Raw genomic sequence first — 14216 nt, 5'->3', positions numbered from 1 at the left:
AATCATAATAAATGAGTGCTAGATAATTTAAGTAAATGGAATATATGATTGTATTTATATTCTGTATGATTATATTCTAGAGGTGTTAAGTTGCTTTCTGATAGAAAAAAAATGATTTTAAAAGCTGTTATTGAAAATTATTCTAAAAAAATTAAACCTATAGGTTCTAAATTATTAACTTCTTTACCTTATTTAAAGTTTTCTAGTGCTACTATTCGTTATGATATGGTTGAATTAGAAAAAGAAGGTTATTTAATAAAAAATCATAAATCTAGTGGGAGGATACCTTCTCTTCAAGGATATATTTTCTATTTAAAAAATTTGATGACTCGTAAAGATTCAAAAGCACCTTTTCAAATTATTTCTTTATTTGAAAAAATATTAAATAAAAAAAATTTAAATAAAGATTCTATTCTTAAAGAAGTTTTAGAATTGTTATGTAATTTAACTGATTACGTGACAATGGGTGTAATTCCAAATGTTTTTAAAACAAATAAAGTTAGTAAAATTAGTTTTATTCTTTTAGATAATTTAAAAGCAATGGTTATAATTATTACAGATAAAGGAAATTTAAGATATCAAAATATTTTTTTATCAAAAAAAGAATATTTTTTTTTAATAAGTAAAATAGAAAAGATTACTGAATTTTTAAACAATTTGCTTTTTAATAAATATTTATTTGAAGCTTTAAAAATAATACAAAGTGATATCATTCAAGATGAAATTAAAAAAAGAATTTTTAAATATCCTGAAAATTTAATTAAATTTTTAATTGAAGTTTTTTATCTTTTTACAAAAAGTAACTCCTATATTTATGGAATATCTAATTTTGTCAATAAGTATAATTTTGTTAATGATCAAATAATGAAGGAAATAATGAAGATGTTTGATTCTCAAGAATTACAAAAAGTTTTTTTGAATTTTTCTAATTCTAATAATAACATTTATAAATTAGTAAATCAAATAACTTTGTGGCCTTATAGTGAATTTATTATAATTTCTATTCCTTATAAAATTAGTAAAAATGAAAAAGGTTTTATTGGTATTTTAGGTCCTATTATAATGAAATATAATAAAATTATACCTATATTAGAATATCTATCAGCTCATTTAACATATTTATTTGAGGAAAGGTATTATAAACAATTATAAATATAATAAAATTTTGAATCAAAAAGGAGTGTTTTTTCAAGTGAAAATAATGGATTTAGAACAAAAAGAAAAAGAAGAAAAGGAGGAAACAGAACAAAAGATTGAACAAACTAATTCATATAATTTAGATAATAAAAATGAAAAAAGATGTGAATGCAATAAAGACAAAGAAACTACAAAATCTGATATTAGTCAAAAAAGACATAAAATATATGATCAAGAAAAAATTAAAAAAAATGATCAAAAAGATAAAGATAATGTAGAGAAAAATAAATTTGAAGATTTAGTTTATAAATTAGAAGATAATAATAAAAAGTTAGAAGAAAGTTATTCTAAATTAGAAAATGATTTAATTGAAGTTAATAAAAACTTAATTAATGAAAGGTTAAGATATAAAGCTGATTTAGACAATTTTCAAAAAAGAATGATTAAAGAAAATGAAAAAGATAAAAAGTATGCTTCTGTTAATTTGATAAAGGATATTTTAGTTCCTTTTGAACAATTAGAAAAAGTTTTAGAAACAGAGACAAAAGATAATTTATTAAAAAATTTTTTATCAGGTTTTAAAATGATTTATCAACAAATTAAGGAAATTTTAGAAAAAAATGGTGTTAAAGAAATTAAATCTTTGGGAGAAAAATTTAATCCTGAGTTACATTATGCTATATCTAAGATTTCAGATAAAAATCAACCAAATAATACAAATGTTTTAGTTTTGCAAAAAGGTTTTTTATATAAAGAATTAGTAATTAGACCTGCTATGGTTAAAATAAATAAATGGAGTGATAATAATGAAGAAAGTATCGAATAAAATTATTGGAATAGACTTAGGAACAACCAATTCTTGTGTGGCTGTTCTAGAAGGTAAAGAAGTTAAAGTTATTACTAATGAACAAGGAAGCCGTACTACTCCTTCTGTGGTAGCTTTTAATGGAGATGAAATTTTAGTAGGAGAGTCTGCTAAAAGACAAATGATTACTAATCCTTATACTATTGTTTCTATCAAGAGACAAATGGGTAAAGATGTATGGGTTCAAACAGGTAAAGATAAAAAGCGTCCTGAACAAATTAGTGCTTTAATTTTACAAAATCTTAAAAAATCAGCTGAAAAATATTTAGGAGCCGAAGTAGTTGATGCAGTTATTACTGTACCTGCTTATTTTGATGATAATCAAAGACAAGCAACTAAAAATGCAGGCAAAATTATAGGATTAAATGTAAAAAGAATTATTAATGAACCTACAGCAGCTGCTTTAGCTTATGGTATAGATAAGAGAAGCACAAAAGAACAAAATATTTTAGTATTTGATTTAGGTGGAGGAACTTTTGATGTTTCTATTTTGAATTTAGCTGATGGTAATTTTAAAGTTGCTGCTATACGTGGTATTAACAATCTTGGTGGCGATGATTTTGATAAAAGAATTTTAGATTTTTTAGTGCAAGAATTTAAAAATGCACATGGTATTGATTTATTAAAATCAGGAGATCCAAGAATTGAGCAAAGATTAAAAGAAGCTTCTGAAAAAGCTAAAAAAGAGTTAAGTGGAGTTACTTCTACACAAATATCTTTACCATTTATTTCTTCTACTATGATAAATGGCAATAGCGTTCCTCTTCACTTAGATTGTAATTTAACTAGAGCTAAATTTAATCAATTGACAGAAGATTTAGTACAACAATGTTTAGATGCTATTGGAGTAGCGTTGAAAGATGCGAAACTTACTCGTGATCAAATAGATGAAGTTTTATTGGTTGGTGGTTCAACACGAATTCCAGCTGTTCAAGAATCAGTTGAAAGAGAACTTAAAAAGGTTTCTAATAAAAGTATTAATCCTGATGAAGTTGTAGCTATGGGGGCAGCTATTCAAGGAGGAATTTTATCTGGTGATGTTAAGGATGTTGTATTATTGGATGTTACACCTTTATCTTTAGGAATTGAGACTTTAGGAAATGTTTTTACTAAATTAATCGAGAGAAATACTACTATTCCTACGTCAAAATCTCAAATTTTTTCTACTGCTGTTGATAATCAGCCTTCGGTGGATATTCATGTTTTACAAGGAGAAAGATCTTTAGCTAAAGATAATAAAACATTGGGTCGTTTTCGTTTAGATGATATTCCTCCTGCTCCTAGAGGTGAACCTCAAATTGAAGTGACTTTTGATATTGACGTAAATGGTATTGTTTCTGTACAAGCTAAAAGTTTAGAAACTGGCAAAAAACAAAATATTACTATTTCTGGCAGCAGTAATTTAACTAAAGAAGAAATTGAAAGAATGATAGCAGAAGCTGAACAAAATGCTGAGAAAGATAAGATTCAAAAAGAGAAAATAGATATTCTTAATGAAGCTGAACAATTAATTTTTCAAACTAAAAAATCTTTACAAACTTTAAAAGATGATTTATCTGATAAAGAAAAAAATAATATAGAAGAACATGTTAAAAATTTAGAATCAGTTTTAAAAAGTGATGATATTAGTGTAATTAAAGAAAAGATAGATATTTTATCGAAAGAATCACAACAAATAGCTATCAAAGCTTATCAAAAGAAACAACAAGAAAAACAACAAAATACTGAACAATCAAAGAATCAAAGCAATGATGATAGTAATACAAAAACAGATGAAGATAAAAAATCTGCTGCTGATGATGTAGTAGATGCGGAATTCGAAGAAAAAAAATAGGGTTTATTTTTTTTTAATGCTTTTTTCAAAATCAACCAAAAAAAGATTTTATTCTTTTTTTGGTTTATTTATTATTCAAAAATACATTTATATTATAAATGAGGAGTTTTTATTGTGAATCAAAAGAAAGACTATTATGAAATTTTAGGATTGTCTAAAAATGCTAGTAAAGAAGAAATTACAAAAGCTTATAGAGAACTTTGTAAAAAATTTCATCCAGATCTTTGTAAAGAAAAAGATGCTGCAAAAAAATTTAATGAAGTACAAGAAGCATTTAAAGTATTGAATGATCCTCAAAAAAAAGCAAGATATGATCGTTTTGGTCATAATGAATTTAATAACTTTAATCAAAATAGTAGTGGTTTTCAAGGTTTTAACCAAAGTGAATTTGATTTTAGCGATATATTCCAAGGTTTTGAAGATATTTTTAGTGGTCAAAAGAGAAGTCACAAAAAATATTCTAATAAAGGTGAAGATAAAAATATTCAAATTACTATTGATTTTGTAGAAGCTGCTTTAGGAACGAAAAAGAATGTTAAATTTAATATCGAAGAAGATTGTAAAGAATGTAAAGGAACAGGAGCTCGAAGTTCACAAGATATTAAAGTATGTTCTTACTGTAATGGTTCTGGTTATATTTCTTCATTTCAAAGAACTTTAATAGGCAATATTACTACTCAACAGATATGCCCTCAATGCCATAAAACAGGTAAAACAATTTTAAATAAATGTTTGATTTGCAGAGGAAAAAAAAGAGCAAACAAAATAAAAACAATGCAATTAGATATACCAGCTGGAGTGGAAGAAGATATGACTTTAAAGATAGCAAACGAGGGTAATGGTGGTTCTTTAGGCGAAATGAATGGTGATTTATACGTAAATATTAAAGTTAGACCTCATGATATTTTTCAAAGAAAAAATCAAGATGTTTATTCTACTGTTTATATTGATTTTTTTCAGGCTATATTAGGAGAAGTCATTAATGTTTCCACTATTTATGGAATAGTGAGTCTTAAAATTCCAGCAGGAACACAAACAGATACTAAATTTAGATTAAAAAATAAAGGAATTCCTTATTTACAATCTTCTTATAAAAAAGGAGATCATTATATAATAGTTAAGGTTCAAACTCCTACAAATTTATCTAATAAAGAAAAAGAACTTTTACAAGAATTGAAAAATATTTATAAAGCTAAAAATTATAAAAAAAGTAAATCTTCTTGGTTTTTTTAATTTGTTAAAAATTATATTAATATATTAAAAATTGATTAAATTATTCATAATAAATTTTTTTTTATTTAATTATATTTTTTTAAATAAGTATTAATTTATTAGGAAATATAATTTTTTTATCTTAAAATTAATTGTTTATTTTTTTACAAAAATAATGAAAATAAAATAATATATTTATTTTTTAAAAATTGTATTTTGTTAAAATTTATTAATTTATAAAAAAATATTTGAATTGATAATAATTTAATATAATTTTTTACTAACTTTTAAATTATTTTTTTTCAGTTAAATAAATAATTTTTATCATAACTTATTGTATTTTATATTTTATATTTAAAATTATTTTAAAAAATATTTTAAAAAATATTTTAAAAAATATAAATAAATTGACATTGAATTAAAAAAAAGATATCTTATACGTATAAATTTTCTTTATTCCTAATTCTTTGTTTATTTTTTTTAATAAAAAAGTATTTTCTTTTTTTAAATCTAATAAAATGTTTTAAATTTTATTAAATGTTAATTTTATTTTTTTTATTAAAAAAATAAATCAAAATTTGTTTGATATCTTTATTTTGTCTTTTATTTTTCAAGTAATTTTAAAATAATATTAAAAATAATGAAAAAACGGTAAGATATGTATTATGAAAATAAATATAAAACCTAATAGTTATGATTTTTTAGAATATCAAAAAAAATATATAAATGATTATGAAATAGGCATCATTATGGGTTTAGATCCTTATAATTCCAAAGAAGAATTAATTAAAAATAAAATATTTAAAAATTCTTTATCTTTTAATAAAGAAAAAGAATTAGAAAAAAAAATAAAACTTCATGCTAATCTTTTTTTTAGTATTTTAAAAAAAAGAAATTATGAACCAGCTGTATTTGTTAAAGAAAATATAATAGCTTCTTTGGATGGTTTTCATTCTGAAACAAAAACAATGTTAGAAATCAAATGTCCTCAAAATAAAAATATACATATTTGGAAAAAAATTTGTAGTAAGAATATAATTCCTCCTTATTATTTAGCCCAAATTTATTGTAGATTATATTGTTCCGATTCTTCAAAAGCTTATTTTTTAGTTTATTTTCATGAAGAAGATTTTCATTTAACTGAAATAAATTTTAATAATATTTTTATTCAAAAAATGATTATTGAAATTAATGATTATCAAAAAATATTAAAAAAATATAGAAAAATATTTAAAACTTGATGATAAATATTCAAATATTTATGAAATTATTAAATTTTTATATTTTTTTTTATATTAAGTTATTATAAGTTTATCGAAAATAATATCTAATATTAATTTATTTATGTTAAAGAAATTTCTTTTTGTAAATATAAGTTAATTTTTTTTTCAATAAATAAAAGTTTAAGAAAAAAATACATTTATTATTTACTTTAAAAAAAATTTTTTATAGTTTAAAAAAATATATCATAATTAATAATCAAAGTTTTTTATTTAAAACTTTTTTATAAAATTTTTAAAAAACATTAATTATTTTTGGTCTTTTAAATTGTGTATTTATTGATGAAAAGATATAAATAATATTTATAATTGTAAAAAAATAAAAAAGAAAATAAATTTTTTTTAAAAAGTATATATAAACAAATAATTTTATTGATAATTTTTTAAAATAAATCAAAAATTTATTTAATTTAAAATTTATTTTATTTAAAGAATTGTTTTGATTATAAAATACCTAATTCATTTAATTGTTCATTTGAATAAGCAAATATTTGATATATTTCATTAATATTAAAACCATTTTTTTGTAATTCTGTAGAAGTAAAATCAGCTTCTTTAAGATCTTTAATTTTTAACAAGTTATTTTGATAATTAATTTTTTTCAATTCTTCTAACTCTAAACCGCCTTGATATCTTAGTTCTTTTAGTTTAAAATTAGAATCTTTTAATATTTGCGGCGAAAATCCCATTTTTAGAAAATCTTTCACATTATATTGAGAATCTTTAAATAAAGTCCATTTATTATTTAATTTATTAAATGATAAAAATTTAATACCATTTTGATCAAATTGTTCTATATTACCATTTATATATTTTTTTTTAATAATATTTCCTTTATTCTTTAAACTATAATATTCTTTTGTACCATTATCTTTGATAATTTTTTGTAAATAATTATTTAATATATGATTCTCATTTAGTAAAGAAATATTTTCTTTAAATTTTTGTTCATTTGTTAATTTTATTTTATCAATTAATATTGAATTTTTTTGTATTTCAGATTCAATTAAATCAATTCTTTGCGAATTATATTGATAAAATAATATAAAAAATAATTTTGAAAAAAATAAAAGCGATAAAAGAAATAAAAAAGAAAATTCTTCATTTGAATTTATATCCATTATTTTTTATCAGCATCTTTCATAAATTTTATAAAAATAGAAAATTAAATATATTAGATTTTGAAGATATTTCAAATATCAATATTATTATATTTTTTTTTAAAATAAAAACAATTAATTTTGATAATATCCAAAAAAATTATAAATTTATTTTATTTTTTAAATATTTTTCAATTATACTATAAAATAGTGTTTATTTTTTTAGGTTATTTTAATTATTAAATTTTTAGATATTTAGAATTACTAAATTAATATGTAAAAAAACACATATTATTGATTTATAGTCCAATTAGAAGGAAATTTTTTTATAAAATGCAATTATTTAAAAAAAAAAATAAAAATGAAATAAAACAAAAAAAGGAGTTAATAATAAAATTTCAAATTTTAATAATTATTATGATTTTTATATTTTTTTTAACAAAAAAACAAAATGTTATTTCTGAAAAAGTTTATGCTTCTTCAGAACATATAAACAAAATTATGAAAATTAATAAAAATAATCACAATGATAAAGTTATATACATATATGATATTAATCAGGAATTAATCCAAAAAAAATATTTATTAGATAATAAGGATATTGAATATTTTTATAATCAAGTTAGTCAAGATGATTTATTTGTTGTAAATAAAAAAATAAAAATTAATAATCAAATAATTTGTGAAAATATACTTGAATACAATGAAGAAAATCAACTTATTTTTGAAAAAAACAAAAATAATAAAATATTAATTCAATATAAATATGACAAAATAAATAAAAAGTTAAAAAGCAAAATTAAGTTTTTAGCTCAAGAAAATATTAATTTCCCTATTAAAAAAAAAGTTTATAATTATATTTACAATGAAAATGGTCAAAAAATAAAAAAAATTTTTTATAGTATAACAAAAACAAAAAGAAGTTGGATTTCTAAAATTTTCTTTTTTATAAGAAATAAAAAGATCATAGATAAACTATTATGTGAATATGAATATGATCATGAAGGAAAAATAATTAAAAAAATAAAAAATGATGATTTAGGGATTGTTGTTTATGAATACCAATATGGTGAATAATTAAAAGCTTAATTTAGTAAAAATAATAAAAAATATTATTAAAAAGAAAAAAATTTTACTTTTTTTTCTAAATAAAAATATTTTTTTTATTTTTATTTAGAAAAAAAGAAATGCTTTTATAACATTTCTAAAGATTTTAAACCTGCTAAATTTAACAAACTGAAAGGTTTATTAAAATAAGGATGAAAAAAGAAATCAACAAAAGCTAATTCATTTATAGTCATTTTTTTTTGAATGCAAACGCTTAAAGTATTCATTTTTTCAGTTAAGTCAGTAGTTGATAAAATTTGTCCACCTAAAATTTGACGTGTTTTTTTATCAAAGATAATTTTTAATAAAACAGGATTATATTTCGGCATAAACTCTGGTCTATTAGCATCTTTAATTAAAACAGTATCACAGTTTATTTTAGCATCATTAGCTGTATTTTCTGTTAAACCTGTAGAAGAAATACTTAGATCAAAAATTTTAATACCACTTGTACCTTGAGTTCCTAAATATTTTTGTTGATTTTTTTTTATGTTCAGTCCTATAATAGTACCCATACGAATAGCATTTGTGGCTAAAGGAATATATTTATATTCTTGAGTAGGATTGAAAAAGATATTAGTACAATCTCCACAAGCATAAACATCTGGATTAGAAGTTTGTAAAAAATCATTAACTATTAAAGCCCCATTAGAAGATGTTTTTAAATATTTTTGAACTAATTGAGTATTAGGTTTAAAGCTAATACACATTATTACTAATTCGGTTTCATAACAACCTTTGTCAGTTTTAACATGGGTAACTAAATTATCCTTTATTTGAAAATTAATAACTTTTTGTCCTAATAATAGTTTAACATTATTTTCTGCGAGACTTTTTTCAGCTAAATCTGTAAATTCTTTATCAAGATATTTAGACATAATCCTGTCTTGGGTATCTATTAAATTAACATTTTTATTTTGTTTAGCGAAAGCTTCGGCCAATTCTACTCCAATATAACCTGCGCCTATAACTGTTATTTTTTTGATATTTTTAGCATATTCTATAATTTTATTAGCATGTTCAAAACTTTTAGACAATAAAACGTTTTTTGAATCAACACCTTTTATTTCTGGAATTATTGGCCACGATCCCATAGAAATAATTAACTTATCAAAAACATCAATAAATTTTTTATTTTTTTCTAAATTTTTTACTACAATGATTTTTTTATTGAAATCAATTTCTAAAACTTCATGTTTTAAATTAACATTTGCTCCTATTTGTGAAAGTTCATTCGGATTAGAATAAAATAATCCTTTTTGGTCTTTTACTACTCCGCCAATATATAACGCTATTCCGCATGAAAGAAATGAAACGTTATCATTTTTTTCATAAATAGTCACATCTACATCTTTATATTTTTTTAATATTGTTTTAGTTGCAGCAGTGCCGGAATGAGTACAACCAATTACAATTACTTTCATTTAATAATATTTATCCTCTCTTTTTTATTTAAATAAATTTTTATTGTATTCTGTATTTATTTTTTTAATTCTTTTATTTAAAAAAACTAAGTAGTAATATATAGTATACAATTATTATATATTATATTATTACTTATTGTAAATAACTTATATAAAAAAATATGATTTTATTTAATAGAATTATTTTTTTGAAAATAATTATTAATCTGGTAAATTATTTATAATTCCTAATTCTTCAAATTTTTTCCAAAGAGTTTTATTAACTTTAATTCTTTCTTTAAAATCTTGTTTATCGAATAATTTTTTTTTTCTGGTTTCGACTATGCTTTCTGCAGCAACACCACCTAAACCATCTAGAGTAATAAAAGGCATTCTTAAATAATTTTCATTTTCAATAACAAATAAAAAAGCTTCTGATTTATTTAAATCAATTGGTAAAAATTTATATCCTCTTTGAATCATTTCAGAAGTATTTTTTAAAGTATTTAATATACTTTGTTCTTTGGTTGTAATTTTTTTTCTTATTGAATCATATTCTAATTGTGATATTTTTTTTTTAATATAATTATTGTCTTTTAACATTAAACTATAATCAAACTGATCGACCCTTTTTGAAAAAAAACCACTATAAAATAAAATTGGGTGATAAACTTTAAACCATGCTATTCTTATAGCCATTAAAACATAAGCAGTAGCATGTGCTTTAGGGAAAAGATATTTAATTTTGTTTAATGATTTCAAATACCATTCTTCAATTTTATTTTCTATAGGTTTAATTAATTCTTGCCATTCGTGTGGATGAGAATGTTGTTTACCTTTACGTACAAATTCCATAATTTCAAAAGATTTTAATGGATCTATATTTTTTTGAATTAAAGTTTTTAAAATTTCATCACGACAACAAATTATTTCATTAAAAGAAATTGTTTTTTCGTATTGTTTAAAATCCCCTTTTTTATGTAAAATATCTTGAGCATTTTTTAACCAAACATCAGTTCCATGCGAAAGTCCAGATATTTTTACCAAAGTAGAAAAATTAAAATTTTGTTGTTCTTTTTTATAAACTGTTTTTAACATTTCTATAACAAAGTTAGTTCCAAATTCTGGTATTGCTAGAGACGAAATAGCATTTTTTGCAGAAATATCTTTATTTTGGTTTGAGAAAATTTTATAAACTTCAGGATCATCAGTAGGAATATCTTGATAATTTTTAAATGGAAATTTACTAGGATTTTGTTTAACGTAATCCATAAAAAATTTTATCATTGTAGGATCATCATGACCTAAAATATCTATTTTAAATAAATTTTTTTCAAAAGAATGATAATCAAAATGTGTAGTTTTCCAAGTTGACTTAATATCATTAGCAGGATATTGAACAGGAGTTATTTCAAAAATAGAATTTTTTTTAGGTACAACAACTATTCCGCCGGGATGTTGTCCAGTAGATCTTTTCACTCCTTCTATAATGTTTGCTCTTCTGTAAATTTCACAAAAACGTATTTTATTTTCTAATTTTTTTTCCTTTATAAAACCTTTGATATATCCAAAAGCATATTTTTTAGCAACAGTTTGGATTGTCCCTGCTCTAAAGACATTTTCTTCACCCATTAATTCTTTTATATAATCATGAGCTTTGCTTTGATAATCTCCTGCAAAATTTAAATCAATATCAGGAGTTTTATTACCTTCAAAACCTAAAAAAGTTTCAAAGGGTATGTCTTGACCATTTTTCAGAAATTTTATTTTACAAAAAGGACAAAGTATATCTGGCAAATCATATCCTGAAAAAACTTTGGATAAAATTTCATAATTATTTTGATCCTTACCTATTTTATCAATATATTTTTTAAATTCTTCATTTTTTCTTTCTTTTGAAGTCATTTGAATAATAGTATATTTACATTTAGGACAAATATAATGAGGTCTTAAAGGGTTTACTTCAGTTATTTCTAAAAGATTAGCAATTAAAGAAGATCCTATAGAACCTCTCGAACCTACTGGATAGTTATTTTCTATTGATTTTTTTGATAAAAGATAAGTTAAAAAATATATAGGAGCAATACTTTTATTCGTTTTATTATTTTCTTTATCATCTCCTAAAATACTTTTTAATTCTTTTTTTATTCTTTTATTAATTAAAGGATGAATAAAATGTCCGTAAATATTTTTAATTTTTTTATCTATTAATATTTTAATTTCTTCTTTAATACTTTTTATTTTAAGTGTTTCTTTAAAAGTATCATCTGGTAGAAAAAAAAGATTATTGGGAAAAATTTTAATTTTTTCTATTTTTTCATTTAATAAATGAGTATTATTTATAACTATATCTTGTTTGGTTTTTTCATCTTTGATAAAATGAAAATGGTTTAACATTTCTTGAGTAGTTAATAAATAATTATCTGGTAAATTTTCAGATGAATATTTATATAATTTATGTATACCTCCGCCGATTAATTTAGCATTTATATAAATTTCTCTATAAATTTTTTCATAAGGATGTAAATAATGAACATTACCAGTGGCGATAATAATTTTATTTTGTTTTTGAGCTTCTTTAATAATTTTTAAGATAGTTTTTTGAATAGTTTGGATGGCATTTTCATCTCCACCTAAATCATAAATTATATCTTTATAAGCTGGAATAGGTTGAACTTCTATATAATCATAAAAAGAAATAGCTTTAGCTAATTCTTGGTCATTATAATTTAATGCTGTTTCAAAAACATTACTTTTTGAACATCCACTACCTATTAATATTCCTTCTCTTCTTTTTTCTAATTTAGATTTTAAAATTCTTGGTTTATTATGAAAATCTATAGTTAAAGCATCACTTATTAAATGGAATAAATTTTTATAACCTTTTTGATTTTGAATTAAAATATTTATATGATAAGGTCTTTCATAAATACTTTCTAAAGGTTCTTTTAAATCGTCAATTGAAATAATATTTTGTTCTTCTAACTTTTTAAAAATTTCTATCAATACTAAGGCTGTTGTATTAGCATCAAATAAAGCTCTATGGTGATTTCCTTCCATATTTTGTTTAATTTTAAAATAATTTGCTATTTTTTTTAAAGAAAAGAATTTCATTTTTTGTCCAAAATATTTTTTGGTTAAAGATAAAGTATCGATGACAGATGGAATTTTAAAATTAATATTTAATTTTTTAATTTTTTCTTCTAAAAAACCTATATCAAAAAAAGCATTATGAGCTACTAACGTATAACCTTCAATAAATTTTAAAAAACGTGGTAAAACTTCTTCGATAGTTGGTTTATCATATAAATCTTCATTTTTAATACCAGTTAAGTCTTTAATGATATTATTTAATTTGGTTTGAGGATTAATTAATTCATTAAAAATTTCTTTTGTTATTTTACCATTTTCTATTTTAACAGCTGATAATTCAATAATTTTATCTCTATTTTTAGATAAACCAGTAGTTTCTAAATCAAACACTACATAATTATGATTTTTTAAAATAAAATTATTAAAAATTGGATTTTTTTTTTGATTAGTAATAAAAATTTTTTTTTCTTCTATAAAATCTATTTCTACACCTAAAATAGGTTTTATTTTTTTATTTTTAGAAAATTTTTCAATTTCTGGAAAAGCATAAATACCACTATGATCTGTAAAAGCTATTGCTTGATGCTGCCATTTTTCAGCAATTTCTAAATAATCCTTTACACTTGTTATTGCGTCTAAATTAGACATTTTGGTATGTAAATGGAATTCAATTCTTTTTTTTCCATTGTAATTATCTACTCTTTCAAAATTAAGCGGAATTTGACTTAATATTTGATAAGGTTGATAATTATTTTTCGGATCTAAATCAAAATTAAAAAAATATTCTTGATTTTTTTCATATTTGTCTATAAAAGAGTTGATTTTAATATAATAACCCTCTTGAAAATCTTTTTTTATTTTTTTTAAGTTTGGGTCATTAAGCAAAAAAAATTTTCTATATATTACAGAATCTTGTTTAGAAATTTTATCTAAAAGATAAAATGAAAACAAAATACTTTTATTTTTAGTCATGATATATTCTGGTTTTTGAATATAACCTTTAATACTAAAAATTTTATATTTATTTAAAAAATCTTTGGCTTTTTCTTTTTCAAAAGGTATTTCTTGAAAATTTAATTCAATAATTTGATTAAAATTAAATTTATTTTTTTGTTTTAAATTTTGACTAATATCAATTTTTTCTATTTTATCATTATATATTTCTTTTTTTATATTTTTTTTAAT

General features: G+C 20.9%; 9 protein-coding genes. 6 read left to right on the top strand and 3 right to left on the bottom strand.

Going from position 1 to position 14216, the window contains the following annotated elements; all coding sequences use genetic code 11:
- Nucleotides 1–90: 90 nt before the first annotated feature.
- The 5 genes from hrcA (at nt 91) to DH96_RS00645 (ending at nt 6289) form a co-directional block, all read left to right on the top strand.
- Nucleotides 91–1152 (top strand): heat-inducible transcriptional repressor HrcA, encoded by a 1062-nt coding sequence (hrcA, locus tag DH96_RS00665; protein ID WP_066540264.1) that lies wholly within the window; start codon nt 91–93, stop codon nt 1150–1152.
- Between the two features lie 49 nt (nt 1153–1201).
- The gene (locus DH96_RS00660; RefSeq protein ID WP_066540321.1) at nt 1202–1963 is read left to right on the top strand and encodes a nucleotide exchange factor GrpE; all 762 of its coding nucleotides are present in this window, start codon (nt 1202–1204) and stop codon (nt 1961–1963) included.
- Nucleotides 1944–3836 (top strand): molecular chaperone DnaK, encoded by a 1893-nt coding sequence (dnaK, locus tag DH96_RS00655; protein WP_066540261.1) that lies wholly within the window; start codon nt 1944–1946, stop codon nt 3834–3836. The genes DH96_RS00660 and dnaK overlap by 20 nt, the downstream gene beginning before the upstream one ends.
- A gap of 114 nt (nt 3837–3950) precedes the next feature.
- A complete protein-coding gene (gene dnaJ / locus DH96_RS00650) occupies nt 3951–5069 on the top strand; it encodes a molecular chaperone DnaJ (protein WP_066540259.1) in 1119 nt (372 codons plus the stop codon).
- Nucleotides 5070–5713: 644 nt separating this feature from the next.
- A complete protein-coding gene (locus DH96_RS00645; RefSeq protein ID WP_066540256.1) occupies nt 5714–6289 on the top strand; it encodes a lambda-exonuclease family protein in 576 nt (191 codons plus the stop codon).
- Nucleotides 6290–6771: 482 nt separating this feature from the next.
- Here the strand turns inward: DH96_RS00645 and DH96_RS00640 are convergent, their stop codons facing one another.
- On the bottom strand, nt 6772–7449 hold the full coding sequence (locus DH96_RS00640; protein WP_066540253.1) for a hypothetical protein: 678 nt from the start codon (nt 7447–7449) through the stop codon (nt 6772–6774).
- Between the two features lie 312 nt (nt 7450–7761).
- On the opposite strand from DH96_RS00640, the gene DH96_RS00630 reads away from it, so the two are divergent.
- A complete protein-coding gene (locus DH96_RS00630; RefSeq protein ID WP_066540247.1) occupies nt 7762–8505 on the top strand; it encodes a hypothetical protein in 744 nt (247 codons plus the stop codon).
- A 116-nt stretch (nt 8506–8621) separates the two neighbouring features.
- Here DH96_RS00630 and DH96_RS00625 read toward each other — a convergent pair whose 3' ends face one another.
- Together DH96_RS00625 and polC are read right to left on the bottom strand one after the other, a co-directional pair.
- Complete coding sequence (locus DH96_RS00625; RefSeq protein ID WP_066540239.1) at nt 8622–9959, bottom strand: FAD-dependent oxidoreductase; 1338 nt, start codon at nt 9957–9959, stop codon at nt 8622–8624.
- Between the two features lie 201 nt (nt 9960–10160).
- A partial coding sequence (gene polC / locus DH96_RS00620) for a DNA polymerase III subunit alpha (RefSeq protein WP_111961283.1) occupies nt 10161–14216 on the bottom strand: 4056 nt, incomplete at its 5' end.

This window comes from Candidatus Phytoplasma oryzae, assembly GCF_003263355.1.
Classification (GTDB): Bacteria; Bacillota_I; Bacilli_A; order Acholeplasmatales; family Acholeplasmataceae; genus Phytoplasma; species Phytoplasma oryzae_B.
Note: the sequence above shows the minus strand (reverse complement) of the source record. Positions and strands in the feature narration are given on the sequence as shown.